The organism is Paraburkholderia sacchari (genome assembly GCF_000785435.2).
GTDB lineage: Bacteria > Pseudomonadota > Gammaproteobacteria > Burkholderiales > Burkholderiaceae > Paraburkholderia > Paraburkholderia sacchari.
On record NZ_JTDB02000007.1, the window covers coordinates 339739 to 365775 of the forward strand.

Annotated in this window: 20 protein-coding genes and 3 tRNA genes; 13 read left to right on the forward strand and 10 right to left on the reverse strand. The window is 64.3% G+C overall.

Annotated features, from left to right (window positions below):
* The first annotated feature begins 81 nt into the window (after positions 1-81).
* A complete protein-coding gene (locus NH14_RS23835; RefSeq protein WP_035533267.1) occupies positions 82-1230 on the forward strand; it encodes an acyltransferase family protein in 1149 nt (382 codons plus the stop codon).
* A gap of 62 nt (positions 1231-1292) precedes the next feature.
* Here NH14_RS23835 and NH14_RS23840 read toward each other — a convergent pair whose 3' ends face one another.
* From NH14_RS23840 to ompR, 3 genes are all read right to left on the reverse strand, one after another.
* Positions 1293-1841 carry a peroxiredoxin gene (locus NH14_RS23840; protein ID WP_035533265.1) on the reverse strand — a complete coding sequence of 183 codons (549 nt, stop codon included), beginning with the start codon at positions 1839-1841 and terminating at the stop codon, positions 1293-1295.
* Positions 1842-1976: 135 nt separating this feature from the next.
* Positions 1977-3326 carry an ATP-binding protein gene (locus NH14_RS23845; protein ID WP_035533264.1) on the reverse strand — a complete coding sequence of 450 codons (1350 nt, stop codon included), beginning with the start codon at positions 3324-3326 and terminating at the stop codon, positions 1977-1979.
* A 53-nt stretch (positions 3327-3379) separates the two neighbouring features.
* Entirely contained in the window at positions 3380-4114 is a 735-nt protein-coding gene (gene ompR / locus NH14_RS23850; protein ID WP_027814652.1) for an osmolarity response regulator transcription factor OmpR, read from the reverse strand.
* Between the two features lie 230 nt (positions 4115-4344).
* On the opposite strand from ompR, the gene NH14_RS23855 reads away from it, so the two are divergent.
* From NH14_RS23855 to NH14_RS23865, 3 genes are all read left to right on the forward strand, one after another.
* Positions 4345-4680: a hypothetical protein gene (locus NH14_RS23855; RefSeq protein ID WP_084225908.1), complete on the forward strand. Its 336-nt coding sequence runs from the start codon at positions 4345-4347 to the stop codon at positions 4678-4680.
* Positions 4681-4835: 155 nt separating this feature from the next.
* The gene (locus tag NH14_RS23860) at positions 4836-6299 is read left to right on the forward strand and encodes a DUF1800 domain-containing protein (protein WP_035533261.1); all 1464 of its coding nucleotides are present in this window, start codon (positions 4836-4838) and stop codon (positions 6297-6299) included.
* Between the two features lie 141 nt (positions 6300-6440).
* Positions 6441-7682, forward strand: coding sequence for a DUF1501 domain-containing protein (locus NH14_RS23865; protein WP_035533259.1), 1242 nt, complete (start codon positions 6441-6443; stop codon positions 7680-7682).
* 54 nt (positions 7683-7736) lie between these two features.
* On the opposite strand, the gene NH14_RS23870 is transcribed toward NH14_RS23865, so the two are convergent.
* Positions 7737-8579, reverse strand: a complete 843-nt coding sequence (locus NH14_RS23870) for a squalene/phytoene synthase family protein (protein WP_035533257.1) — start codon at positions 8577-8579, stop codon at positions 7737-7739.
* Positions 8580-8878: 299 nt separating this feature from the next.
* Here NH14_RS23870 and NH14_RS23875 point away from each other — a divergent pair.
* Positions 8879-8965 (forward strand) — tRNA-Leu (locus NH14_RS23875).
* Positions 8966-9068: 103 nt separating this feature from the next.
* On the opposite strand, the gene NH14_RS23880 is transcribed toward NH14_RS23875, so the two are convergent.
* Both NH14_RS23880 and NH14_RS23885 read right to left on the reverse strand, forming a co-directional pair.
* The gene (locus NH14_RS23880; protein ID WP_035533255.1) at positions 9069-9515 is read right to left on the reverse strand and encodes a MarR family winged helix-turn-helix transcriptional regulator; all 447 of its coding nucleotides are present in this window, start codon (positions 9513-9515) and stop codon (positions 9069-9071) included.
* A gap of 212 nt (positions 9516-9727) precedes the next feature.
* Complete coding sequence (locus NH14_RS23885) at positions 9728-10885, reverse strand: glycerate kinase (protein ID WP_035533254.1); 1158 nt, start codon at positions 10883-10885, stop codon at positions 9728-9730.
* A gap of 507 nt (positions 10886-11392) precedes the next feature.
* Here NH14_RS23885 and tig point away from each other — a divergent pair.
* The 7 genes from tig (at position 11393) to NH14_RS23920 (ending at position 20283) form a co-directional block, all read left to right on the forward strand.
* Positions 11393-12739, forward strand: coding sequence for a trigger factor (tig, locus tag NH14_RS23890; RefSeq protein ID WP_035533253.1), 1347 nt, complete (start codon positions 11393-11395; stop codon positions 12737-12739).
* 169 nt (positions 12740-12908) lie between these two features.
* Positions 12909-13562 carry an ATP-dependent Clp endopeptidase proteolytic subunit ClpP gene (gene clpP / locus NH14_RS23895; protein WP_035533252.1) on the forward strand — a complete coding sequence of 218 codons (654 nt, stop codon included), beginning with the start codon at positions 12909-12911 and terminating at the stop codon, positions 13560-13562.
* A gap of 275 nt (positions 13563-13837) precedes the next feature.
* Positions 13838-15109 (forward strand): ATP-dependent Clp protease ATP-binding subunit ClpX, encoded by a 1272-nt coding sequence (gene clpX, locus NH14_RS23900; RefSeq protein WP_035533250.1) that lies wholly within the window; start codon positions 13838-13840, stop codon positions 15107-15109.
* Positions 15110-15299: 190 nt separating this feature from the next.
* Positions 15300-17729: an endopeptidase La gene (gene lon / locus NH14_RS23905; RefSeq protein ID WP_035533248.1), complete on the forward strand. Its 2430-nt coding sequence runs from the start codon at positions 15300-15302 to the stop codon at positions 17727-17729.
* 268 nt (positions 17730-17997) lie between these two features.
* A tRNA-Val gene (locus NH14_RS23910) sits at positions 17998-18073 on the forward strand.
* An 87-nt stretch (positions 18074-18160) separates the two neighbouring features.
* A tRNA-Asp gene (locus tag NH14_RS23915) sits at positions 18161-18237 on the forward strand.
* Between the two features lie 102 nt (positions 18238-18339).
* A complete protein-coding gene (locus NH14_RS23920; protein ID WP_035533246.1) occupies positions 18340-20283 on the forward strand; it encodes a SurA N-terminal domain-containing protein in 1944 nt (647 codons plus the stop codon).
* Between the two features lie 117 nt (positions 20284-20400).
* Here the strand turns inward: NH14_RS23920 and NH14_RS23925 are convergent, their stop codons facing one another.
* Complete coding sequence (locus NH14_RS23925; protein WP_035533245.1) at positions 20401-20745, reverse strand: hypothetical protein; 345 nt, start codon at positions 20743-20745, stop codon at positions 20401-20403.
* A 150-nt stretch (positions 20746-20895) separates the two neighbouring features.
* Positions 20896-21660 (reverse strand): arylesterase, encoded by a 765-nt coding sequence (locus tag NH14_RS23930; protein WP_237179747.1) that lies wholly within the window; start codon positions 21658-21660, stop codon positions 20896-20898.
* A 6-nt stretch (positions 21661-21666) separates the two neighbouring features.
* Between NH14_RS23930 and NH14_RS23935 the strand changes: the two genes are divergently transcribed.
* Positions 21667-22437, forward strand: coding sequence for an ABC transporter ATP-binding protein (locus tag NH14_RS23935; RefSeq protein ID WP_052148476.1), 771 nt, complete (start codon positions 21667-21669; stop codon positions 22435-22437).
* 9 nt (positions 22438-22446) lie between these two features.
* Here the strand turns inward: NH14_RS23935 and pgi are convergent, their stop codons facing one another.
* Both pgi and NH14_RS23945 read right to left on the reverse strand, forming a co-directional pair.
* Positions 22447-24066 carry a glucose-6-phosphate isomerase gene (gene pgi / locus NH14_RS23940; protein ID WP_035533243.1) on the reverse strand — a complete coding sequence of 540 codons (1620 nt, stop codon included), beginning with the start codon at positions 24064-24066 and terminating at the stop codon, positions 22447-22449.
* 213 nt (positions 24067-24279) lie between these two features.
* The gene (locus NH14_RS23945; protein WP_035533298.1) at positions 24280-25956 is read right to left on the reverse strand and encodes an NAD(P)H-hydrate dehydratase; all 1677 of its coding nucleotides are present in this window, start codon (positions 25954-25956) and stop codon (positions 24280-24282) included.
* Between the last annotated feature and the right edge of the window lie 81 nt (positions 25957-26037).

The following is a 26037-nucleotide window of genomic DNA, read 5'->3' on the forward strand; positions in this document are numbered from 1 at the left end:
TCGTTTTTATTGTCGATTAATTTCCGTTTTTTTCGCCGCATACTGAAGCCGTATCAAGTCGCACCGGAAGCGGAAAGGTTCATGACGGGACTCGAAAGACGCGTGAAAGGCCTCGACGGTCTCCGGGCACTGGCCGTGATGCTGGTGTTCCTGTCGCACAAGGCGCACGTCGATGCAATCGACGCAGGCAAGATCGGCGTGTGGCTGTTCTTCCTTATCAGCGGTTATCTCATCATCGGCGAACTGCATCGCAACCGCCTGCGCGTCGAACAACGCACAGCGCGCCGTGATGCGGTGCTTTATGTATTCTTCGTCAAGCGCACGTTGCGCATCTTCCCAGTCTATTATTTGCTGCTCATCGCACTCACGATCGCACATGCGTTCTTTTATCAACGCGATGTGAATCTCGGGCTCGCCTGGCATTACGTATTCCTCTCCAATTTCTGGATCGGCATCGTCCATGATGGATGGCCGGGCTCGGTCTCGCATTTCTGGAGCCTCGCGGTCGAGCAGCAGTTCTATCTGATCGCACCGTTCGCGCTGCTGTTCACGCGCGCTTCATATCATCTGGCGATATGCATCGTCATGATCTGCTGCGCGGCGCTCGCGCATCTCGTGCTTTATGCCACCGGAGCGATCGAGCCGCTCGTCTATGCATTCTCGCCGTGGAATTTCGCCTTGCTCGCGCTCGGCGGCGTGCTGGCTATCTTGTCGATTGGCCGCGCTCGCGTGCCCATCGAGGGGAGGGTGCGAAGCGGCGTCTGGTTTGTGCTCGCATGCGCGAGTCTCGTGACATTCGCGCTTGCGCGCGCCGATTGCGACACCTGCGAAGCGGCACAGCGCGCCGTCTTGCCCGGCTTGCTCGATATCGGCCTCGCGCTTTCGCTCTGCGCCGTATTTCTATGGCTCGTGCGACGGCAGGACAGCGCGCTCGTGAGCGCGCTCGAAGCGAGGCCCCTCGCGTATCTGGGTACCATCAGCTACGGGTTCTATCTGTTCCACAATCTGGTGCCGTCGCGTCTGGGCGAGGCCCCGGCGTTCTATGCAAGCTTGCATGTGCCGCCACTTGCGCAGGACCTGATGTCGCTCGTCATGCAGTTCGCGCTTTCGGTATTGCTTGCGCATCTGTCGTGGCAGTTGCTGGAAAAGCGCGTGCTCGAGTGGAAGGAGCCGCTCGCCACGGCAATCCGCAGCCGCCTGCCTGCGCGCGCGGCCGCCGGGCGGACTTGAGCAAGGCGCGCTGAGCCGCTCCTGGCGAGCGACCCACGCGGCTTTCCACACACACACGCATTTCAGAACGTCGCGCCGCCCACCTCGCGGTCGCTCGGGCAGAGTTCGCCGGTTTGCAGCCCGTCGAGCACGCGCAGGATTTCGGCGGCGCTGCGCCCGACGCTCAAATTGTTCACCGTGACGTGCTGAATGACATTATCCGGATCGACGATGAACGTCGCCCGCAGCGCTACGCCCGCTTCCTGGTCGCGAATGCCGAGCTGGTCGATCAACTCGCCCTTTACGTCGCCGAAGGCATAGTGGTTCAGCCGGTCGAGCGCCTTGTTCTCGCGCCGCCACGCGAGTTTCACGTATTCGTTGTCGCAACTGCCGCCCAACAGCACGGTCTCGCGGTCTTCGAACTCTTTGTGCAACTGAGCGAATGCCGTGATCTCGGTCGGGCAGACCGTCGTGAAATCTTTCGGATAGAAGTAGATCACTTTCCACTTGTCGGGAAAGCTGCGCTCGGTGAATTCCATGAATGCGGATTCGCCGTTTTCTTCGGGCTGGTTGAAGCCGGGTTTCGCGGCGGTGACAGTGAAGGCTTCGAGTTTGTCGCCAACGGTTTTCATGGCGTCGCTCCTTGAACGCGGGGCGCACGCGCGCCCCGTGCGCGCGCCTCATGGCCCGATGCTTTCGCTAATTGTGGCAGGGGTGGAGGGCGCGTGCCACCGGCGTGCGCGGGGGCAGGGGCAACGACGGGGGGCTCAGGCGCCCTTGGCGAGCGGAAATTCGATGGTGACTTCGAGACCGGGCCCGGGCGCGCGATTGCGCAGGCGCAGCGCGCCGCGATAACGGCCCACGAGGCGCTGCACGATGGCCATGCCGAGGCCCGTGCCGTTGGCCTGGGTGCGGGCGCTGTCGACGCGATAGAACGGCCGCGTGACGAGCGGCAGCTGGTCTTCGGGAATGCCAGGGCCTTCGTCGACCACCGAAAGCTCCACACGCGAATGCGAGACGCGCGTTTCCAGCATGATGTGCGGAATGCCGTCGGACTCGCTCAAACCGTACTTGCGCGCGTTTTCGATCAGATTGCCCAACACGCGGCGCATGTCGGTGTCGTCGGCTTCGATCACGGCCGTGGGCGCGAGGCGCGTGATGAGGCGCACGCCGTCCTCGCTGGCCATGCGCGCGGCCATTTCGCTCGCGATGACCGACAGGTCGACGCGCTCGGGCATGCGTTGCACGGGCCGCGCATAGTCGAGGAAACGGCCGATGATCATGTCCATCTGCTCGATGTCGTCGATCATCGCGTCCTTGGTCGCCTGGTCGGACGGACTCATTTCCGTTTCCAGCCGCAGCCGCGCGAGCGGCGTGCGCAGATCGTGCGAGATACCGGCGAGCATGAGCGCCCGATCGGCCTCCAGCTGCTCGAGGTCGCGCACCATCTGGTTGAACGAGCGATTGGTCTCGGCGGCCACGCCCATGCCGCTTTCGGGCAGCTTCGCGGGCGATTGCCCCGAACCCACCATGCGCGCGGACATGGCGAGCCGCGCGAACGGCCGGTTCACGAGACTCGTGATGAATGCCGCGCCGAACAGCGAGAGCGCGAGCGCGGACACGCCCCAGCCGACCCACTGGAGGCCCGTGACGCTGTCGAGCTGGTCGCGATCGAGCGCAACCCAGTAATCGTCGTCGTCGATCTTGAAGCTGATCCAGACACCGGGAATGCCGTTCACGGACTGCGCAATCACGGTGTCGTCGCCAAGACGCCCGCGGATGTCGTGCTCGATCAGCCGATTGAGCGACTCGTCAGGCTGAAGCTTGTATTTGTCGGTGGCTTCGCGCGGGTAAACGCGCACGCCCTCGTTGCTCTCCAGGTCCTGGAGCAGGGCGCGGCGCAGATCGGGATCGGAATAGAGCAGCGCGGTGCGCGTGAGCTTGACGACGGCGACGAGCTGGAGCGCCACGCGCTGCGCACGCGGCTCGCGCTCGATCACCCGAAAGCTCTGGAACCACGCGGCGAGACTGACCGCGATGAGAAGGGCGATCAGCAGGAAGGTGCGCCAGAACAGATCGCCAAACGCGAGCGTCAGCAAACGCCGGTCAATCCGCATGGACCCTTCCCGTTTCAACAAAGGCAGTGCAGACAACTAGACCCCGTCGAGTATCAGGCCGCGCCGTCGGGAATGAACACGTAGCCGAGGCCCCAGACCGTCTGGATGAAGCGCGGGCTGCCCGGGTCCGGCTCGATCAGCTTGCGCAGACGTGAGATCTGCACGTCGAGGCTGCGGTCGAACACCTCGTATTCCCGGCCGCGCGCGAGCTCCATGAGCTTTTCGCGCGAGAGCGGCTGGCGCGGATGGCGCGCGAATACCTTGAGCACCGAGAATTCGCCCGTGGTGAGCGGAATTTCCTGGCCGGCCTTGGTGAGCGTGCGGGTGGCGAGGTTCAGCGCGAATTCGCCGAACTCGAACACCTCAGTGGTTTCCGAGGGCGCGCCAGGCAGCTCGGACGGTGCCTGGCGACGCAGCACCGCATGAATGCGCGCAACCAGCTCGCGCGGGTTGAAGGGCTTCGGCAGGTAATCGTCGGCACCCATTTCGAGGCCAACGATGCGATCCACATCCTCGCCCTTGGCGGTGAGCATGATGATGGGCGTGCGATCGTTGCTGCCGCGCAGGCGCCGGCAGATGGACAGGCCGTCTTCGCCTGGCAGCATGAGGTCGAGCACCAGCAGGTCGAAACGTTCGCGCACCCACAGCTTGTTCATGGCGGGCGCGTTTTCTGCCACATAGACGTTAAAGCCCTGTTCGCCGAGATAGCGGCGCAGCAGGTCCCGCAGCCGCGGGTCGTCGTCGACAACGAGAATTTTGGACGGGTTCTTGGTTTCCATGCCTGGCATCTTAGCGCGATTGAGTTGTAGTGCGAGTTTGCAACAATTATCAGGTTACAGTCAGTTACAAAATTTACCCATGCTGTGGCACGGGCTCAAGCCCTGACAGATAGACTTCTTTGCGTAAAGCGGCCATTCGTTAGATACTTCATTCGAATTTCGAACCAGTGCCCGTATCGAGCCGGGTCCGTACATGAATTCGAGGTAGCCGTTTGCCGCGTCAAGAAGGGAACAAAACGATGGGAGGGGTCAGGCCAACAATGCGCCATAACATGATTGCACTGGCGTTGGCCAGTGGTGTCGTGGCTGCATTGAACACGGCGCCGGTCCATGCCCAGACGTTCCCGGACGGTTCTCAGGCATCCGCCGCGCCCACTCGCCGCACCGGTGCGAAGCAGCCTGCCCGCAAGCTGCGGGCCGACACGCCGGCCGGCCCTGCGTCTGACATCACGCAGCGGGCCGCGGTTCCCTCCGATCTCGACCAGCGCCGGCGCGACGGCCATATGACGCCCGACGAGCGCCGCCTCCTGCGCCAGCACATCGAAGACGCCGTGCGCGAACTCTACAAGCGCTGATCGGGCTGCCTGCCCATGCGTCGTTAATGACGCTTCTCCACATCGCTGAAAAATCCTGTAGCAATTGCGCCGTCAACAGAGGCGGCGCGTCCATCGTTAGTTCGTTACCGTCGTTTCCTGGGGGCGCGCGGGCCGAACCTGCGTGTTTCAGTTCCATGTCAGTCACGCAACGACCTGCATCGGTTCCACCGGCGCGCCATCCGCGCCGTCACGGCGCGGCAAGTTCACCGGCGGTCGACGCGGGTCCGGACACGGCACTCCTCGACGCCGACGACGCCACGCATCTGCTCATCCGCACTGGCTTCGCGCCGGCGCCCGCCGAGATCGCGCCTTACGTCGGGCTCACGCGCGTAGCGGCCGTCGGGCGCTTGCTGGCGACGGCGCGCACCGACGCCGTGACGCCGCTGCCTGCGTGGACCGCCGATCCTCCGCTGACCCGCGCGCAGCGCGATGCCTTGACGCCCGAGGCGCGCCGCGACGCACAGCGCCAACATCGCCTGCACTACGATGAACTGCGCGCCTGGTGGATGCGCGAAATGCTCGTCACGCCGTCGCCGCTCACCGAGCGCATGACGCTCTTCTGGCACAACCATTTCACGTCGGGTCAGGACAAGGTGGGCGAGCCATCGCTGATGGCGCAGCAAAATGCGCTGCTGAGACGCAACGCACTGGGCAGTTTCGCGACGCTGCTGCACGAAGTCGCGAAGGATCCGGCGATGCTGCTGTATCTCGACGGCGCGAGCAACCGCAATGGCAAGCCGAACGAGAACTTCGCTCGCGAGGTCATGGAGCTCTTCACGCTGGGCGAAGGGCAGTATTCGCAGCAGGACGTGACCGAGGCGGCGCGTGCCTACACGGGCTGGGGCGTCGACGCCGACACGCGGCGCTACGTCTGGCGTCCGGCGCAGCACGACGACGGTGTAAAGACCGTGCTGGGCACGAGCGGCCCCTTCGACGGCGACGCCGTACTCGACATCCTGCTGGGCGAGCCGCGGACCGCGAGCTTCGTGGCGGCCAAGCTATGGCGCGAATTCGTTTCGGATGCGCCGGACCCGGCGCGGCTCGACGCAGTGGCCGCGCGCTTTCGCACGAGCGGCTACGACATCAAGGCGGCGCTCGGCGCGCTGCTCGTCACGCCCGAGTTCTGGGACGAGCGCAATCGCGGGGTGCTGGTGAGCTCGCCAGTCGAATTCATCGCGGGCACCGTGCGCCGCTTCGAGGTGAGCTACGCAAATACGACGATGTTCGCGCGTACCTCGGCCGCGCTCGGCGAGAATTTGTTTTATCCGCCGAACGTGAAGGGCTGGCCCGGCGGCACGATGTGGATCAACAGCGCGACGCTGCTGGCGCGCAAGCAGTTCGTCGAGCAGCTTTTTCGCGCAACCGAGACCGCGCGCCCGCGCATGGGCGGCGCGATGCCAGGCGGCATGCGCTTCGATCTGGACGGCTGGCTCGGGCACTTCGGCGTAACGGCCGACGCCGTACCCGGTTTGTCCGCCCAGTTGCAGATGCAGCACGCGGTGCTGCCGCTCGCACCCGTCGACGCAATCGCTGCGGGCAGCAATGCGGGAGCGTATCTCGAAGCACTCCTGATGGACCCGGTCTATCAGTTGAAGTGACCCGGTAGAAGTGATCCAATGACGCTTGCAGCGAGCGATTGAAATGAACGCCAGCAATCACGATAGAAGCATCCATAGAAGCACCGGTCGCCACGAAAATCGCGGCACGGCATGGCGTCGTCTGGGCCAGCGAGGCGTGGCATGAAGCGGCGCGACTTTCTGGCCGCCGCAGCCGCGATGACGGCCACGGGCGCTGCACAGTGGCTGCCCGGAGCGGCGCATGCGCAAGGCGCCATCGCCGCGCAGCGTCACGCGAGCGGCTACGACAATCTGCTGATTCTCATCGAACTCAAAGGTGGCAACGACGGGTTGAATACCGTCGTGCCGTTCGCGGATCCGCTCTATTACCGCTATCGCGCCAACATCGGCGTGCGCCGCGACGATGCGATCCAGCTCGACGAACGCACAGCGCTGCATCCCGCGCTTGCGCCGCTCATGCCGATGTGGCGCGAACACGAACTCGCCATTGTGCAGGGCGTGAGCTACGCGCAGCCGAATCTTTCGCATTTCCGCTCGATCGAGATCTGGGACACGGCGTCCAACGCAGACCAATACCTGCGCGAAGGCTGGCTCACCCGCGCGTTCGGGAGCGCGCCCGTCCCGAAGGGCTTCGCGGCCGATGGCCTCGTGCTCGGCAGCGCCGAGATGGGGCCGCTCGCGAATGGCGCGCACGCCGTCGCGCTCGTCAATCCCGCGCAGTTCGCGCGCGCCTCGCGGCTCGTCACGCCGGTTGCGCTCAAGGAACGCAATCCGGCGCTCGCCCATATCCTCGATGTCGAGAACGAAATCGTCCATGCCGCCGACCAGTTGCGGCCGCGTCCCGGCCAGTACGTGCTGAAGACCGCGTTTCCGGGGGGCGCGTTCGGCACTTCGGTGAAAACTGCGATGCAGGCGCTGGCCTCGGGCGAAACCATGGCCAGCGCGCAAGGCGGGCCCGCGCCGGTGCCGGGGCAGGGCGTGGCCGTGATCCGCCTCACGCTCAACGGCTTCGACACGCATCAAAACCAGCCGCAGCGGCATGCGGATCTATTGCGCCAGTTCGCGGCGGGGATGGTGGCGATGCGTGCGGCGCTCGTCGAGATGGGGCGCTGGGACCGCACGCTGATCGTCACCTATGCCGAGTTCGGGCGGCGCGTGCGCGAGAACCAGAGCCGTGGCACGGATCACGGCACGGCGTCCGCGCATTTCGTCGCGGGCGGGCGGGTTGCGGGCGGACTTCATGGCGAGGCGCCGCAGCTCGCGCGGCTCGACGGCAACGGCAATTTGCCGGTTGCCGTCGACTTCAGGCAGATATACGCGACGGTGCTGGCGAACTGGTGGGGGCTCGATGCGCAAACGGTGCTGCAGCAACGCTTCGACACGCTGCCGTTGCTGCGCGCATAGCGCTAGCGTTTCTGCGCCGGCATGGGCATGGGCGCCGGCCGGGGCAGTGGGCAATCAGGCGCGGCGTGCAGCGCGCCAGGCGATCCAGAGCTTGCGAATTGGCGTAATCACGATCTGCTGATGCAGCACCTGAAAGCCTTCGCGTTCCACTTCATCGAGCAAGGCAAGTTCGAGCGCTGCGAGCGCGCGCAAGGTGCGCTGATGGCGGCGCTCCGCAACGGGAATCGCATCGAGCGCGGCCTTCACGGTTTCGCGCGCGCGCGCGGTCTGGAACTGCATGAGCTCCGTGAATTCGCCGCTGTAGCGGCGGTTGATCAGATCGGCAGCGGTGACGTTGTAGCGCTGCAATTCGTCGATCGGTACGTAGATGCGGCCATGGCGCGCATCGTTGCCGATCTCGGGCACGAATTGCGCAAGCATCAGCGCATTGCCAAGCGGCGCGGCCCAGCGCGCGGCGCTCGCGCGAGCTTCATCCGTGCGTGCGCCGACCTGGGCCACGAGCGTCGCGAAGGTGCCGCCCACGCCATCGATATAACGGCGCAGGTTCGGCAAATCGAGGTAGCGCGCCTGCTCGAAGTCCATTTCGAAGCCGGCAAGCAACTGCTGAAGCAGCGGATAGACTGCTGCCGTGCCGTCCAGATGGTGCGCGAGCGCCTGGGTTACGGGGTGCGATGCGCTGCCGGCAGCGAGCGCTGCCAGTTCTTTTTGCCACCATGCAAGCTTGGTGCGACCGACCGTGGGGTCGCTCGTTTCCTTGGCGGTTTCCTCGAGTTCGCGGCGCAGCGCGAACAGGGCGGCGAGCAGCGGCTGATGGGCGGCGCCTGCCTGGCGCAGTGCGTAGTAGGTGCTCGATCCGGGCGGGGCCGCCTTTTGCAGGCAGTATTCGTCGAAATTCACGGCGTTCGGGGGCGAGGAGAGGCGTGGATTCGCTGGCGTCCCAGAGGGGCGCACGGAGCAAGTCGCTGCGGAGCGGCGATTCTAGCACCGGCGCTTGTTTGGGGCGGGCCGATCGGGGGAGGCCGGATGCGCATCCAGGGTGCAGACAAGCGCAAGGCAATCAGTTAGAATCTCGCGCTTGCGCTTTGCGGGTGGCTTATCCAGCCGCCGGGGGCGCAGTGCAGGTTTGTATCGCACGCGATGTATCCCACGTCCCACACTCACGTGAGCTCGCAGCGGTCCCGCCATGCAAGGAATTCGCGTGAGTGGCGAAATTGGTAGACGCACCAGGTTTAGGTCCTGACGCCCGCAAGGGTGTGCCGGTTCGAGTCCGGCCTCACGCACCAAAAGCAAAGGCCACGTACCTCTGGGTACGTGGCCTTTTTGTTTGATGCACCGGCGCGCGATCATGCGCACGGCCCATCTATTTCATTTATCGCGGGTGCCGCGTCACGAGTCTTCCTGGGCCGCGGCAATGACTTTCTCCAGCGCCCGGTTGAGCAACTCGCGTTCCTTCTCGTCGAGGCAGGCGAACAGGTCCACGTTCCACTTGCGCGCAACGGGCATGACCTTGCGATAGAGCGCGCGTCCGTCGGTTGTGAGCGAAACGAGTACGAGGCGCCCATCTTCCTCGCTGGCGTCGCGTTGCATGAGGCCGCGGCGCATCAATGCCTCAGCGGCGCGACTGGCCTGGCTCTTGTCGAGATTCGCGTGGCGCGCGAGTTCCATCACGGAAAACGGGCCGAACGCGCCGACAGCAGCAATGAGACGTGCCTCCGGCAGCGTGATGCCGAGCTTCGTCTGGTAACGCTCGCTCGCACCGCGTTCGGAAAGCTTGTTGAGGACGTGGAGCCGATAGGTCAGAAATTGTTCGAGTCCGGCTTTGCTTGCCTTCATGGTCGTCCTGGTCTGGTCGCGTGAGGTCCGCGCGATCATGCCGCGCGTATCATGATTGTTGCCTCAACCAGCGTCCGGGTCAACGCGCAAGAACCCTCGTAGGCCTATCCTGACGGGCCTACGGATCTATTAATCGCTTACTGCGAAACCCGATGAGAACGCGCAACTAAAGTCAGACGAATTTTCCGCTTTGTTGCGCGTTATACGGTGCGTTAAGCGCCGCGCGAACCGTACTTGAGGCGCGTGAGTTGCTCTGCTTCGTTCGCGAGCAGTGTGGCGGCTTCGCGGATGGCCGTGTCGAGCGTGATCGGGCCCGGCGCGGGCGAGAAGCAGCCGCTGAAGTGTTCGGCAAGACGCGGCAGGGCGGCGGGGTCGACCGCGCCCGACAGCAGCGTGGCCGGCACGCCGGCGGCCTGTGCATGGCGGCACGCGATGAAGGGCGCCTTGCCGTGCAGCGTTTGCACGTCGGAGCGGCCTTCGCCAGTGATGAGCCAGTGCGCGCCCGCGAGCGCATCGTCGAGGCCGATCGTGCGCGCGACGACTTCGGCGCCGGGCTCGAAAGTCGCGCCGAGCATGCGCAGCGCAAAGCCGAGACCGCCTGCGGCGCCCGCACCTGCTTCGCTGCGCGCGCTGCGACCGAGCGCCGCTTCGAGCAGATCGGCGAAACGCACGAGGGCGGCGTCGATCGTCGCGACCTGTTCGGGCTTCACGCCTTTTTGCGGGCCGAACACGGCGGTTGCGCCGTGATCGCCATTGAGCGGATTGTCGACGTCCGACATCGCCACGAAGCTGGCTTCGTGAAGCCGTGCGTCGAGTCCGGAGACGTCTACTCTCGCGACTTGCGCCAACGCCTGCGGCGTGGGTGCGAGCGCATTGCCGCTGGCGTCGAACAACTGCAGGCCGAGACCCACGAGAAGGCCTGCGCCGGCATCGTTCGTGCTGCTGCCGCCGAGCGCGACATAGAAGCGGCGCACGCCTTCGTCGAGCAGTGCGCGAATCGCTTCGCCCATGCCGCGCGTGCTGCGCGCGTCGACCGGCACGCCCATGCCCACCGGGTCGGTGATGCCGACGATCTCGGCGGTTTCGACGACGGCGCTGCCATCGTTCAACAGGCCAACCGCGGCGTCGCGCCGTGCGCCGGCCGCGCCTTCCACATTGATCACGCGGCGCTCGCCGCCTACGCTGAGCATCGCGTCGAGCGTGCCTTCGCCGCCGTCGGCCATCGGGCAGATGCGGATATCGGCGTCGGCGCGGGCGCGGCGAATGCCATCGGCGATCGCGGCGGCGACCCCATCCGCGCTGAGCGAGCCTTTGAAAGAATCGGGAGCAATGACGACGACGGGTGCGTCAGCAAACGACTGGTTGGGCATGGTGTCTCGACTGGAAGAGTTGTGTTGGCAAAGGCTGTTGCCGGCGGGGCGTCCGGCGCGAGCGCTAGCTTACCAGTGGTCAGGGGACTGCTGGATACCTCTGGCGAGATAGCACGCATCGCAACGGCATGCCTGCGCGCGAAATCTGGCCGCATCATGGCGGGTTCACGGCCGCCACGTGGCGGTTTTCCGGCCATTTTCGGGTCTTGCCCGCCGTCATCTTCCGGCGGGAGCGGCAATTCCATTTGAGTGCGGCAATAGTTTGCTAAAATACCCGGCTCTTTTGACGGAACCGCACGGCAAACTGCTCGATCCGGCCCAATTTGGCCGATTGGTAGCGGAATGGGTCTCGCGGATCCCGCAAAGGGCGCCGCCCCGTATCCCGGTCGGGCGCAAGCCGGCGGCGCCGACGAGGCACAGGCGAGACGCAAGCGATGCGGGTGACCCATCGGACTGCGGCAGCAAAGATTACTGAAACGCTCGAACAATTTTAGGACGATTGAAGCCATGGCTAACGTTGTAGAAAACCTCGGCAAGCTCGAACGCCGCGTGACGATTTCCCTGCCGAAGGACGCCGTGCAGAAAGAAGTCGACTCGCGCATCCGCCAACTCGCGAAGAACGTGCGCATGCCGGGCTTCCGCCCGGGCAAGGTGCCGCTCAAGATGGTCACGCAGCAGTACTCGGGCCAGGTTGAAGCCGAAGTCCTGAGCGACAAGGTCGGCAAGGAGTTCTTCGACATCAGCCGCGCCGAAAACCTGCGCGTTGCAGGCCAGCCGAGCTTCGCGCCGAAGGTCGAAGCTGCCGAGGGCGATTACGCGTTCGACGCGACTTTCGAGGTCTATCCGGAAGTGTCGCTGGGCGACGTCGCGAGCGCCGAAATCGAGCGCACGACCACCAACATCACCGAAGCCGAAATCGACCGCACGCTGGACATCCTGCGCAAGCAGCGCGTGCACTACCACGCACGCGGCGAAGCAGGCGAGCACGGTGACGGCGGCGCCGACACCGCAGCGAAGGAAGGCGACCGCGTGACGGTCGACTTCCTCGGCAAGATCGACGACGTCGCATTCCCGGGCGGCAGCGCCGAAGGCTTCGCATTCGTGCTGGGCGAAGGGCGCATGCTGCCGGAATTTGAAAAGGCGGCAATCGGCCTGAAGAAAGGCGAGTCGCGCGAATTCGACCTCGCGTTCCCCGAGGACTACCACGGCAAGGAAGTCGCCGGCAAGACCGCGAAGTTCACGATCACGATGCAGCAGATCGAGTGGCCGCACCTGCCGGAGATCGACGCTGAATTCGCGAAGTCGCTCGGCATCGCCGACGGCGACCTCGTGAAGATGCGCGCCGAGATCAAGGAGAACCTCGAGCGCGAAGCGAAGCGCCGCACCCAGGCCATCGTCAAGAACCAGGTCATGGACGCGCTCCTGAAGATCGCCGAACTCGACGTGCCGAATGCGCTCGTCGAACAAGACCAGCAGCGCCTCGTCGAAATGGCGCGCGCCGACCTCGCGCAGCGCGGCGTGCCCAACGCGAAGGACGCACCGATCCCGGCCGAAATGTTCAAGGAACAAGCCGAGCGCCGCGTGAAGCTCGGCCTCGTCCTGGCCGAACTCGTGAAGGCGAACAACCTCGAAGCGAAGCCGGAGCAGATCCGCGCTGAAGTCGACGAATTCGCGAAAAGCTACGAAGACCCGAAGGAAGTCGTGCGCTGGTATTATTCGAACCAGCAACGCCTCGCCGAAATGGAAGCCTACGTCGTCGAATCGAACGTCGTGGACTTCGTGCTCGGCAAGGCCAAGGTGACGGACAAGCTGGTGAGCTTCGAAGAACTGGCAAGCGCAACGGCGCAGGCTTAAATCTGCCCGCTACGGCGTGCCGGCTGTCGGAGCGACCGACGGCCAGCACGCCGTTTTTGTATCCGCAGAATTTAGCCACATTGACCGTGTGGTTGATTTTTGCAGGGTCCGTCGCCATTGAGCATTATCAGGGTTACCAGAACAACTCTTCCAGACAAGGATGCACCGCATGACCATTCGCGCTCAATCGCTGGACACGTTGACCTCCCACGCCTCGCGGGATTTCGATCCGCAGGCGCTCGGGCTCGTGCCGATCGTCGTGGAAACGAGCGGCCGCGGGGAGCGCTCTTATGACATCTACTCGCGCCTGCTCAAGGAGCGTGTGGTGTTCCTGGTCGGCGAAGTGAACGACCAGACCGCGAATCTCGTTGTCGCGCAGTTGCTGTTTCTCGAAAGCGAAAATCCTGACAAGGACATCAGCCTGTACATCAACAGCCCGGGCGGTTCGGTTTCGGCTGGCATGGCGATCTACGACACGATGCAGTTCATCAAGCCCGACGTTTCGACCCTTTGCATGGGGCTCGCGGCCAGCATGGGTGCGTTCCTGCTCGCGTCGGGCGCGAAGGGCAAGCGCTTTGCGCTGCCGAACTCGCGCGTGATGATTCACCAGCCGCTCGGCGGCGCACGCGGCCAGGCGTCGGATATCGAAATCCAGGCGCGCGAGATCCTGTACCTGAAGGAGCGTCTGAACCAGCTGCTCGCCACGCACACGGGTCAGCCGGTTGAGCGCATCGCGCGCGACACCGACCGCGATAACTTCATGTCGGGCGACGATGCGCAGGCGTACGGCCTCGTCGACCAGGTGCTGCACAAGCGTCCCTGATCCGGCGCGCGTTTTTGCTGGCATTTTATTGCCAGTTAATGGTGCCAGCCAGTTGAGGTGTCAGCTGAAGGGTACCAACTGAGGCCCGCTCGCAGCGTGCGCGATCCCCGTGAAATACGGGATAGCCACGGGCGCGCGGACCATGTGAAATAATCGGCAAACGCGCTTCGCGGCCTGCGGCCAACGCCGTCACAGCAAGCGGTTCACGCGCCCCCCGGCGGCGTCCGGGGGAAACGGCGTATCATGTAACAGAGTGTCCGGAGGCTCATTTATTCATGGCGGACAAGAAAGGTTCTAACAGCGAAAAGCTGTTGTATTGCTCGTTTTGCGGCAAAAGCCAGCATGAAGTGAAAAAACTGATTGCTGGCCCGTCGGTATTCATCTGCGATGAATGCATCGACTTGTGCAACGAGATCATTCGCGACGAGGCCGCCGGTGCCGGCATCGACGCTGCGCTGTCGCGCTCGGACCTACCGAGCCCGCAGGAGATCCGTGACATTCTCGACCAGTACGTGATTGGTCAGGAGCGCGCGAAGAAGATCCTCGCGGTGGCGGTGTACAACCACTACAAACGTCTGAAGCATCTCGACAAGAAGGATGACGTCGAGCTGTCCAAGAGCAACATCCTGCTGATCGGGCCCACGGGCTCGGGCAAGACGCTGCTCGCGCAGACGCTCGCGCGCCTTCTGAACGTGCCGTTCGTGATCGCGGACGCCACCACGCTGACCGAAGCCGGCTACGTGGGCGAAGACGTCGAAAACATCATTCAGAAGCTGCTGCAGAACTGCAATTACGAGGTCGACAAGGCCCAGCGCGGCATCGTCTATATCGATGAAATCGACAAGATCAGCCGCAAGTCTGATAACCCGTCGATCACGCGCGACGTGTCGGGCGAAGGCGTACAGCAGGCGCTGCTCAAGCTCGTCGAGGGCACGATGGCCTCGGTGCCGCCGCAGGGCGGCCGCAAGCATCCGAACCAGGATTTCATCCAGGTCGACACGACCAATATTCTGTTCATTTGCGGCGGCGCGTTCGACGGTCTGGAGAAAGTCATCACTGATCGTACCGAGAAGACCGGCATCGGTTTCGGCGCGAGCGTGAAGAGCAAGCAGGAACGCGACACGGGCGAAGTGCTGCGCGAAACGGAGCCGGAAGACCTGATCAAGTTCGGCCTGATTCCGGAACTGATTGGCCGTCTGCCGGTGGTCGCGACGCTCGGCAAGCTCGACGAAGCCGCGCTCATGAAGATTCTGGTCGAGCCGAAGAATGCGCTCGTCAAGCAGTATCACAAGCTCTTCAACATGGAGCGCGTGGAACTCGAGATCCGTCCGGCTGCGTTGCAGGCCGTCGCCCGCAAGGCGATCCGCCGCAAGACCGGCGCCCGGGGGCTGCGCTCGATCCTGGAGCAGGCCTTGCTCGACGTGATGTACGAGCTGCCGGCCATGAAGGGTGTGAGCAAGGTCATCATCGACGACAATGTGATCGACGGCGACGGCAAACCGCTGCTGATCTACGAAGACGCGCCAAAGGTTTCTGGCTCGAACTGATGGTGATGATCGGCTAAAGAGTTCCGGGAAAAAGCCGTTCATGCAATAGGATGAACGGCTTTTTCGTTTATCTTGTGGTCGATGGCGCACTTTTTTGGAGTCACTGAACTTTTCCCACTTGCGCGAGGCTTGCAATCGACTCTTATGGCCTCACTTACCGAACAATTGATTCCACTCATGGGGAAATGAAATGTCAGGAACCCAACTCCTCCCGCCGGAACGCACCACGCTCCCGCTGCTGCCGCTGCGAGACGTTGTAGTTTTCCCGCATATGGTGATTCCCCTTTTCGTGGGCCGGCCCAAATCGATCAAGGCCCTCGAAGCGGCAATGGAAGGCGGCAAGCACATCATGCTCGTCGCGCAAAAGACTGCCGCCAAGGATGAGCCGACCGAAAAAGACATGTACGAAGTAGGGTGTATCGCCAACATCCTGCAAATGCTCAAGCTGCCCGACGGCACCGTGAAGGTGCTCGTGGAAGGCTTGCAGCGCGCGAAAACGCTTTCCATTGAAGAGCAGGAAACGCAGTTCTCGTGCGAGGTCATGCCGCTCGAACCCGATCACGCCGATAGCGCCGAAACCGAAGCGCTGCGCCGTGCGATCGTTTCGCAGTTCGACCAGTACGTGAAGCTGAACAAGAAGATCCCGCCGGAGATCCTGACCTCGCTGTCGGGTATCGACGAGGCCGGTCGTCTTGCCGACACCATCGCCGCGCATCTGCCGCTCAAGCTCGACCAGAAGCAGCACATTCTCGAGATGTTCCCGGTCGTGGAGCGTCTGGAGCACCTGCTCGCGCAGCTCGAAGCCGAGATCGACATTCTCCAGGTGGAGAAGCGCATCCGTGGCCGCGTCAAGCGCCAGATGGAAAAGAGCCAGCGCGAGTACTACCTGAACGAGCAGGTCAAGGCTATCCAGAAGGAACTGGGCGAAGGCGAAGAGGGTGCCGATCTCGAAGAACTCGAGAAGCGCATCACCGCCGCGCGCATGCCCAAGGAAGCCAAGAAGAAGGCAGACGCCGAACTCAAGAAACTCAAGCTGATGTCGCCGATGTCGGCCGAAGCCACCGTCGTGCGCAATTACATCGACACGCTGATCGGTTTGCCGTGGCGCAAAAAGAGCAAGGTCAACAACGACCTCTCGAACGCCGAAACCGTGCTCGACGAAGACCACTTCGGTCTCGAGAAAGTGAAGGAACGCATTCTCGAGTATCTCGCGGTCCAGCAACGCGTGGACAAGGTCAAGGCGCCTATCCTTTGCCTGGTCGGCCCTCCGGGCGTGGGCAAGACCTCGCTCGGCCAGTCGATTGCGCGCGCAACGAACCGCAAGTTCGTGCGCATGGCGCTGGGCGGCGTGCGTGACGAAGCCGAGATCCGCGGCCACCGTCGTACGTATATCGGTTCGATGCCGGGCAAGATCCTGCAGAGCCTGACCAAGGTTGGTGTGCGCAATCCGCTCTTCCTGCTCGACGAAGTCGACAAGATGGGCATGGATTTCCGTGGCGATCCTTCTTCGGCGCTGCTCGAAGTGCTCGATCCGGAGCAGAACCACACGTTCGCCGATCACTACATCGAAGTCGATTTCGACCTCTCCGATGTGATGTTCGTCGCCACGTCGAACTCGCTGAACATTCCGCCGCCGCTGCTCGACCGCATGGAAGTCATCCGCCTCTCGGGCTACACGGAAGACGAGAAGGTCAGCATCGCCCAGCGCTATCTTCTGCCCAAGCAGAAGAAGAACAACGGCCTGAAGCAAGGCGAGATCGAGGTGACCGAAGGCGCGATCCGCGACATCATTCGGTATTACACGCGTGAAGCGGGCGTGCGTTCGCTCGAGCGTGAAATCTCGAAGATCTGCCGCAAGGTCGTGAAGATGCTGCTGCTGAAGAAGGCCGACAAGGCCGTCACGGTGGACAGCGCCAACCTCGACACCTTCCTTGGCGTGCGCAAGTACGACTTCGGTCTGGCTGCGAAGGAAAACCAGATCGGCCAGGTCACGGGTCTCGCGTGGACGGAAGTGGGCGGCGATCTGCTCACGATCGAAGCCGCGGTCATGCCCGGCAAGGGCAACGTGATCCGCACGGGTTCGCTCGGCGACGTCATGAAGGAATCGGTCGAAGCGGCACGCTCGGTGGTGCGTTCGCGTTCGCGTCGTCTCGGTATCAAGGACGAGGCGTTCGAGAAGCAGGACATCCACATTCACGTGCCCGAAGGCGCGACGCCGAAGGACGGTCCGTCCGCGGGCGGTGCGATGACGACGGCGCTGGTGTCCGTGCTCACGGGCATCCCGGTGCGCGCCGATGTCGCAATGACGGGTGAAATCACGCTGCGCGGCGAAGTGCTGCCGATCGGCGGGCTGAAGGAGAAGTTGCTCGCGGCGCATCGCGGCGGCATCAAGCTCGTGCTGATCCCGGAAGAGAACGTCAAGGATCTCACCGAGATTCCGGACAACGTGAAGAACTCGATCGAGATCGTGCCGGTCCGTTGGATCGACAAGGTGCTCGAACTCGCGCTCGAACGTGTGCCGCAGCCGCTGCCGGAAGAAGAAGTGAAGGCCGACGACGCGAAAGCGCCTGTTGCTGCCGAAACGAAGGAAGCCGGCGCGACCGAAGTGGTCAAGCATTGAGCTTCGTGTGAGCCGCGCTGATGGTGCGGCTCGCTGGAACGCTCGATACCAAAAAACCCGCGGCAGTGTCCGCGGGTTTTTGTTTGATGCGCGTCCGTCTCCGTTAGGTTCGTTGACGTTGAACGGATCGAAATCAAAATCGTACCGGTTCCTGAATTGGGGCTTGAAAAAGTCGGTGAAGATGCGTTAGACTAATGGGCTCGCTGCTTGATGAGCGGCGCAGTAAAAAGCGCAGCAGAAATATGCGATGCGCGAGAGTCGTGAAGCTGGGTGCTTAGCTCAGTTGGTAGAGCGGCGCCCTTACAAGGCGTAGGTCGGGAGTTCGAGCCTCTCAGCACCCACCACAGCTTCAGATTCGCATGACACATCTTGCGGCAAGCGAGATGCAGTGCAGCAGCAGCGCAAAATGCAGCGCGGCAGTACACCAGCACGGAGCGGTAGTTCAGTCGGTTAGAATACCGGCCTGTCACGCCGGGGGTCGCGGGTTCGAGTCCCGTCCGCTCCGCCAGATCTATCAGCAAGAAGGCGAACTCCGGTTCGCCTTTTTTGTTGGCCGCTGTTGTAATATCGGGCGTTCCATTTTTAGGCGCCCTCCAACGCTTGGTCACGCATGCTCGACTTTTTCCGCAATCACAAACGACTGATGATGATGATGCTGATGCTGGTGATTCTGCCAGGTCTCGGCTTCGTCGGCATTCAAGGCTTCCGCGGCTTTTTTGACGAAAGCGCGAACGTTGCGAGCGTCAACGGTCACAAAATTACTCGTGCCGAATTCGACGGCGCCGCGCGTCAGCAGATGGACCAGGCGCGGCAGATCATGGGCGCGCGCTTCGACGCTAGCACGTTCGACACGCCGCAGCGCCGCAAGGACATCCTCGACGGCCTCATTCAGCAGCGCGTGCTCGTGGACGAAGTCCAGCGCCTGCATCTGACGGCTTCGGACGATGCGGTGCGCCGCACCTTGCTGTCGGACCCCGTCATCTCGTCGTTGAAGAAAGCCGATGGTTCGATCGATCTCGACAAGTACAAGCAATTGCTCGCGATGCAGGGCATGACGCCCGAGCAGTACGACGAGCGCGTGCGCTATAGCCTTGCCATGCAGCAGTTGCCGGCGGCGCTGGTGAGCAGCGCGTTCACGCCGAAGGCGCTCGCGCAGCAGCTCACCGAGCTTTCCGGGCAGCAGCGTGAAGTGCAAGGTCTCGCGTTCCGTGCGAACGACTATGCGCCGAAGGTCAATCCGACCGATGCGCAGCTGCAGGCGTACTACGACGCGCACAAGAACGACTTCGCCACGCCGGCCACGGCGCAGATCCAGTATCTGGTGCTGTCGGCCGCAACGGTCGCGGCTTCGGTCAATCCCAGCGACGCCGATCTCAAAAAGTACTACGACGAAAACATCACGCACTTCAAGACGCAGGAAGAAGTGCGGGCAAGCCATATTCTGATCACGGTCGCGAAGGATGCGAGCGCCGCGGACCGCACGGCCGCCAAGCAGAAGGCCGAGCAGATTCTGGCCGAAGTCAAGGCGCATCCCGACCAGTTCGCACAGATCGCCCAGAAGGACTCGCAGGACCCGGGGTCGGCCTCGAAGGGCGGCGATCTCGGCTACTTCGGTCCGGGCATGATCGCCGGCGGCCAGGCGTTCGACGACGCGGTCTTCAAGCTCAAGAAGGACGAAATCAGCGGTGTGATCCAGTCGGACTTCGGCTATCACATCGTCAAGGTGACTGATATCAAGCCGTCGGTGACGAGGTCGTTCGACGAAGTGAAAGGTCAGATCGCTAACGACGTGAAGGCACAGCAGGCCGCGAAGCTGCTTGCCGACGCGACCGAAGGTTTCACGTCGACGGTCTACGAGCAGTCGAAGAGCCTCCAGGCGGCCGCCGACAAGTACAAGCTCACGATTCAGACAGCCACAGTCACGCCGAAGCCGAATCCCGCACTGCCGCAGGACAACCCGCTGAACAACCCGAAGTTCCTCGACGCGGTGTTCGCGACCGATTCGGTGAGCCAGCACAACAACACGCAGGCAATTGACGTCGGCAGCAACACGCTGATCTCCGCGCGCGTGACGAACTTCCAGCCGGCCGCCGTGCCCGCGCTCGCAGCGGTCAAGGACGCCGTGCGCCAGAAGGTGGTCGCGCAGCAAGCAGGCGAGCAGGCGCGCAAGGAAGGCGAGGCGAAGCTCGCTAATCTGCAGAAGTCGAAGGCGACCGATGGCTTCTCGTCGGCGCTCAAGGTGACGCGCAACGATGCGCAGGGCCTGCCGCCCAACGCGCTTTCGGCCGTATTCAAGGCTGACCCGAAGAAGCTGCCCGCGTATGTGGGCGTCGATCTGGGCGATAACGGCTACGCAATCTATCGCGTGAACAGCGTGAACAATGGCCAGGCCGCCGATGGCCCGCGTCTCGCAGCCGCGCAACAGCAACTCGCGGGCGTGAGCGGTCAGTCGGAAACGCAGGCTTATCTCGATGCGCTGCGCGACCGCTCCAAGGTCAAGCTGTACGGCTCTCTGAATGCAGCCAGCCAGTCTGGCGATGGCGACGGGCAGTAAGCTCCGCAGCCGGCTTCAAGCCAAAGCGCACAAGTGCAAAAAAAGCCCCGCGGATGCGGGGCTTTTGCTTGGGCGCTCGCGACGCGACTGATGCATTGCGCGTGCATGCATTGGCACTCAGAGGCAGGCGCTGATGTCGCTCGTGTCGCCGCCGGCTCCGCCACCGGCGCGCATGCCCACCCACGTTTTCGCGCTGGCGTTCCATGCCGGCCGCACCGTTGCGGCCGCACCGTTGGGCGGCTGCTGACCGGGCACGTACACGTCGACAGCCTGGTCATTAGCGAGGACGCTCTGCTGGACGACTTGCTGCTGCGATTTGTCGGCCCACTTCTTGGCAATGCATTGCGCAACGGCCGCGGGCGGTTGTTGGCTGGTGCCCACCGATTGCGTGCCGCTTGGCATCGGCTGATTGGCGCAGGCTGCAAGGGTGGCCGTAATGGCAATCAAAGGTAAAAATTTCACGTTTTCTCCCTTCAGTCGGGTCAGTCGGGAAACAGACGAAAGCCGCTCGTCCGGTGCAAAGTCGTGGCCCGGCACGCGGCAAGCGTGACGGCAACACGCACGGCACGCGGCAAGGCTGTTGCGTGTCTCGTATGTGCGGGTGTTGCGCCGTCAGCGTTTCGCGCCGCCGCCGAGTAGAGGCTTGAGAGTCGGCCACACGTTTTCGAGGAGCAAGGCCTGTGCCTGCTCGTTCGGATGCATTTGGTCGGACTGAAAGAGATTGGGTTTATCGGCGAGGCCGGCCAGCAGGAACGGCACCAGCGGCACGTGCAGCTCGTTCGAAAGCTGCACATAGAGTCCGTGGAACGCGCGGGTATAGTCGGGGCCGTAATTGGGCGGCACGTACATGCCCACCAGCACGGGCTGTGCGTTGCCCTTGCGGATCTGGCCGATGATCGCGCGCAGGTTGCCCTGTGTTGTCGTGAGCGGGACGCCGCGCAGCGCGTCGTTCGCGCCAAGCTCGACGATCACGATCGAGGGTTTCATCCGCTGCATCACGAGCGGCAGGCGGGCGAGCCCGCCGCTCGTCGTGTCGCCGCTGATGCTCGCATTCGCGACGCTATAATCGATTCGCTCGGTGGCAAGCCGCTGGCGCAGCAGCGCGACCCAGCCCGTGTCGCGCGGCAGGCCGTATTCGGCCGAGAGGCTGTCGCCCAGCACGGCGATAACAGGTTTCGCCGGCGTGGGCTGAGCCGCGGGCGCCGTGGCCGCGAGCACGTCATGCGAGCCGCCGGGCAGTGTCGCGGTAGCGGCGAGGCCGAGTACAGCCGCAGCCGTGAAAGCGGCGAAGCGGGCGACAGGGGTATCTAGGGTAGCGCGGAGCGCAGCGGCCGCCGTGCCGTGCCGCACCCAGGCGGCGAATCTTTGCTTCATCATGTGCGAATGAATAGCGATCCAGTCATCGAAGTGCGGGGTCTGTGCAAGCGGGTCACCGATGCGACCGGCGAACTGACGATCCTCGACGGCATTGACCTGACCGTGCACGCGGGCAGCAGCGTGGCGATCGTGGGCGCGTCGGGTTCGGGCAAGTCGACGCTGCTCGGCCTTCTGGCCGGATTGGACAGCGCCAGCGCCGGCTCGGTTCGCCTGCTCGGTCATGAGCTTACCGGCATGGCCGAGGATCAGCGCGCAGCGCTGCGCAACGGTTCGGTGGGCTTCGTGTTTCAGTCGTTCCAGTTGATGCCGCATCTGAGCGCGCTGGAGAATGTTGCGCTACCGCTCGAACTGCAAGGCGGCATCACGACGCGCGAAGCTTTTGCGCGCGCCCGTGCACTGCTGGAGCGCGTAGGGCTCGGGCAGCGCACCGCTCACTATCCCAAGCTGCTGTCGGGCGGCGAGCAGCAGCGCGTGGCGCTGGCCCGGGCGTTCGTCACGCAGCCGGCCGTGCTGTTCGCCGACGAACCCACCGGCAGTCTCGATGCCGCGACGGGGCATGCCGTCATCGACCTGATGTTCGAGCTCAATCGTTCGAGCGGCGGCGCTGGCAGTCGTGCAAGTGGCGGCGCGACGCTCGTGCTCGTCACGCACGATGTCGATCTCGCGCGCCGCTGCGATGCGATGGTGACGATCGAAGCGGGCCGCCGCGTGCCGAATGCGCTTCATGCCGACAACCCGGAGGATGTGCACGAAGCGCCCGAGGCGGGCCGCGTCTAAGCTGCGCTCTTAACGCTTGAGCGCGGCGCGCGCCCGCGCAATCAGCGCGGCCGTCGACGAATCGTGCGTTTTCACGGCGGCGCTCGCGGCCATGAGGTCGGCCTCGACCACCTTGCCGAGAATCTTGCCGAGTTCCACGCCCCACTGATCGAACGGGTTAATGTCCCAGACCGAGGCCTGCACCAGCACCTTGTGCTCGTACAGCGCGATCAGCGCGCCGAGCGAGCGCGCCGTGAGCGCGTCGACAAGCAGCGTCGTGGTCGGGCGGTTGCCGGGGAACATGATGTGCGGCACGAGTTCAGGCTTGTCCGGACCGGCGATCTTCTTCGCTTCTTCCTCGGTGCGCCCGAGCATCATCGCCTCGCTCTGCGCGAAGCAGTTGGCGAGCAGCTTCGGGTGATGATCGGCTAGCGGATGCTCGGGCGTGAGCACGGCGATAAAGTCGATCGGCACGATCGTCGTGCCCTGGTGCAGCATCTGGAAGAACGCGTGCTGCCCGTTCGTACCGGGCTCGCCCCACGTGATGGCCGAGGTGGCGTAATCGACGAACTTGCCGTCCAGACGCGCCTGCTTGCCGTTGCTCTCCATTTCGAGCTGTTGCAGGTACGAGGGCAGGTAGTGCAATGCTTCGGAGTACGGCGCAACCAGATAGCTCTGCGAGCCGAAAAAGTTGCGATACCAGATGCCGATCATGCCGAGCAGCACAGGAAGATTCTTTTCGAGCGGCGCCGTGCGGAAATGCTCGTCCATGTCATGGGCGCCCGCGAGCAGTTCGTCGAACTGTTGCGGCCCGATGGCGATCATGATCGAGAGGCCCACCGCCGACCACAGCGAGTAGCGGCCGCCCACCCAGTCCCACATCTCGAACACGTTGTCCCTGGCGATGCCGAACTTCACGACTTCGGCGGGGTTCGCCGAGACGCCCACGAAGTGCCTGGCCAGCGCGCTTTCCGGGCAGCCGTGCTTGATGAACCAATCGCGCATCGAATGCGCGTTCGTCATGGTTTCGAGCGTGGTGAAGGTCTTCGAGACGATGATCGCGAGCGTTTCCTCGGGATCGATGTCTTCGATTACGCGCCAGAGGTCGGCGCCGTCGACGTTCGAGACGAAGTGCGAGCTGATCTCAGGCGTTTCGAGGTGCTTGAGCGCATGCACGACCATCTTGGGACCGAGATCCGAGCCGCCGATGCCGATGTTCACTACGTGGCGGATGCGCTTGCCGGTGTAGCCGGTCCATGCGCCGCTGCGCACGGCGTCGGCGAACTTCGCCATCTTCGCTTTTTCGGCGAGGATCTGTGCGTGGAACGGCGCGTTCGGCTCGGTGGCGCGCAGCGCCGTGTGCAGCGCGGCGCGGCCTTCGGTCGGATTGACGACGTCGCCCGCGAACATCGCATCGCGGCGCTTTTCGACGCCGGCTTCACGCGCGAGCTGCACGAGCAGTTTCAGCGTGGCGTCGTTGATGCGGTTCTTCGAGAGGTCGGCTGCGAGGCCGCCGCCCGCGTAGGTATAGCGTTCGGCGCGGGTCGGCGCGGGGTCGTTGGCGGGTGCGAACCAGTCGCGCATCTGTTCGTTGCGGATCTGTTCGTAGTGCGTCTGTAGCGCGGACCAGGCAGGAAGCGAATTCGTCATGTTCGTCTAGCGAGGGAAAACGAATGGAGGGCGGCGGAGGGCGCCGCGCCGGTCGGGCGCGACGCGCGCATCGCGCGCTGCGGGCAAGCGCGCTGCCGGTGAGCAGCGCGAGGGACCAGTATAGCGGGGCCGCGCGTCGATGAGCAGCATCGCGCGGGTCGCCGGGAGCAGCAGCAAGCCGCGTGCCTCGTCAAGTCTCCGGCGAGGCTTTGATCAGTCTTTCGCGGCGTAAAACAGGCGGTTCATCAGGCGCCGGATCACGGCAGCGAGTTCGCCCGCCGCGAGGCCGACGGGGCCTTCACCCTCGGCAACGAGCGTATCGGCGGCGAGGCCGTGCAGGTAGACGCCCGCCAGCGCCGCCTCCCAGGGCGGCAGGCGCTGTGCAAGCAAAGCGCCGATCAGACCGCCGAGCACGTCGCCGGTGCCGCCGGTGGCGAGCGCCGCGTTGCCGGTGGGGTTCACGGCGATGCGGCCATCCGGCGAGGCAATGACCGTGCCGCTGCCCTTGAGTACGACTACCGCCGCGTAATGCGCAGCGAGCGCGCGCGCCGCGGCGAGACGGTCGCGCTGCACGGCCGCCGTATCCGTGCCCAGCAGGCGCGCGGCTTCGAGCGGGTGCGGGGTGAGCACGCATGGCGCGCCATGTACGCGCAAGTGCTCGGCCACGCGTCCGGCCAGCACGATGTCGCGGGCGACGAGATTGAGGGCATCCGCGTCGAGCAGCACCGGGACATCGAGTTGCAGGATCCGGTCGACGAGTTGCCGCGCCGAAGCGCTCCCGCCCATCCCGCAACCGGCCGCGACCGCGCTCATCGTGTCGAGCGCGAGCTTGCCGGCGTTGTGCAGCATCAACTCGGGATGCGGCGCATCGTAGGGCGGCGCGTCGTTGCCGAGGAAGCCCACGTGGACCTTGCCCGCGCCCGCGAGCAGCGCGGCGCGCGCGGCGAGGATCGGTGCGCCGCACATGCCCGTGTCGCCGCCCACGACGGCGAGCGTGCCGAAGCTGCCTTTGTGGGTGGCGAAGTCGCGCGCGGGCATGGCTGCGCTGAACAGTGCCGGGGCGTTGAGCCACGCGGAGAGTGCTTCAGTGGGTGTGTCGATGCCCGCATTCAGCCCCGCATTCAGCCCCGCATGCAGCCCCGCAGTCAGGCCCGCATTCAGCCCCGCATTCAGCCCCGCATTCAGTCCAATCGGCGCCACACTCACAGCGCCGGCGCAATCGCGGCCCGCGCCCGTATAAAGCCCGGGCTTCGCTGCGATGAAGGTGACGGTATGGGTTGCACGCACAGCCGGGCCGTTGCCGACCGGATTGCCGGTGTCGCTGTCGAGGCCGCTTGGCACGTCGAGCGCGAGCACATGGCCGTGGCTGCGCGCGCGCGCCGCGAACCGCTGCGCCAGCGCGCCGAACACGCCGTCCAGCGCGCGGGCGAGGCCGATGCCGAACAGACCATCGACGAGCCAGCCATAGGCATCGAACGATTCCGGCGGCGTGGCGGTGATCGGCACGCCGGCCGCGTGCGCCTCCGCGAGCGCCCAGCGCGCGTCGGCAGGCTTCACTTCGAGCGGCATGCAGACTTCGACGGCAATCCCCGCGCGCTTGAGTTCGGCAGCGGTCACCAGCGCATCGCCGCCGTTGTTGCCGGGGCCGGCGGCGAACCAGACGGGCTTCACGCTGGCCGGCGACGGCGCATGCGCAATCTGCTCGCGCAGGAAATGCGCCGCAGCGGCGCCCGCGCGCGCCATCAGCGTGTGCACGGGCAGGGCGGCCTGAGCGGCGGTTTCGGCTGCGCGCAACTGCGCGACAGTGAGCAGCGGCACGGCCCGATCATGCGGATTGACGAGCGCGAGAGCTGGAAGAGGGAGCGGCGGGGTAGGCGTGGCGTCTGTCATGGCGGCGATGGCGGCCGCAGGGGGCTGCGGCACGTGCGGGAGTTCGACAGTGCAACGATACCCGAGCGGCGCGCGCCAGGC

Coding starts and splice junctions, on each gene's coding strand:
- NH14_RS23935 (WP_052148476.1), top strand. CDS start 21,667: ATGAATAGCGATCCAGTCATCGAAGTGCGGGGTCTGTGCAAGCGGGTC.
- ompR (WP_027814652.1), bottom strand. CDS start 4,114: ATGCCAGGCATGGAAACCAAGAACCCGTCCAAAATTCTCGTTGTCGAC.
- NH14_RS23840 (WP_035533265.1), bottom strand. CDS start 1,841: ATGAAAACCGTTGGCGACAAACTCGAAGCCTTCACTGTCACCGCCGCG.
- NH14_RS23945 (WP_035533298.1), bottom strand. CDS start 25,956: ATGACAGACGCCACGCCTACCCCGCCGCTCCCTCTTCCAGCTCTCGCG.
- clpP (WP_035533252.1), top strand. CDS start 12,909: ATGACCATTCGCGCTCAATCGCTGGACACGTTGACCTCCCACGCCTCG.
- NH14_RS23855 (WP_084225908.1), top strand. CDS start 4,345: ATGGGAGGGGTCAGGCCAACAATGCGCCATAACATGATTGCACTGGCG.
- lon (WP_035533248.1), top strand. CDS start 15,300: ATGTCAGGAACCCAACTCCTCCCGCCGGAACGCACCACGCTCCCGCTG.
- NH14_RS23930 (WP_237179747.1), bottom strand. CDS start 21,660: ATGATGAAGCAAAGATTCGCCGCCTGGGTGCGGCACGGCACGGCGGCC.
- clpX (WP_035533250.1), top strand. CDS start 13,838: ATGGCGGACAAGAAAGGTTCTAACAGCGAAAAGCTGTTGTATTGCTCG.
- pgi (WP_035533243.1), bottom strand. CDS start 24,066: ATGACGAATTCGCTTCCTGCCTGGTCCGCGCTACAGACGCACTACGAA.
- tig (WP_035533253.1), top strand. CDS start 11,393: ATGGCTAACGTTGTAGAAAACCTCGGCAAGCTCGAACGCCGCGTGACG.
- NH14_RS23920 (WP_035533246.1), top strand. CDS start 18,340: ATGCTCGACTTTTTCCGCAATCACAAACGACTGATGATGATGATGCTG.
- NH14_RS23845 (WP_035533264.1), bottom strand. CDS start 3,326: ATGCGGATTGACCGGCGTTTGCTGACGCTCGCGTTTGGCGATCTGTTC.
- NH14_RS23860 (WP_035533261.1), top strand. CDS start 4,836: ATGTCAGTCACGCAACGACCTGCATCGGTTCCACCGGCGCGCCATCCG.
- NH14_RS23835 (WP_035533267.1), top strand. CDS start 82: ATGACGGGACTCGAAAGACGCGTGAAAGGCCTCGACGGTCTCCGGGCA.
- NH14_RS23865 (WP_035533259.1), top strand. CDS start 6,441: ATGAAGCGGCGCGACTTTCTGGCCGCCGCAGCCGCGATGACGGCCACG.
- NH14_RS23880 (WP_035533255.1), bottom strand. CDS start 9,515: ATGAAGGCAAGCAAAGCCGGACTCGAACAATTTCTGACCTATCGGCTC.
- NH14_RS23885 (WP_035533254.1), bottom strand. CDS start 10,885: ATGCCCAACCAGTCGTTTGCTGACGCACCCGTCGTCGTCATTGCTCCC.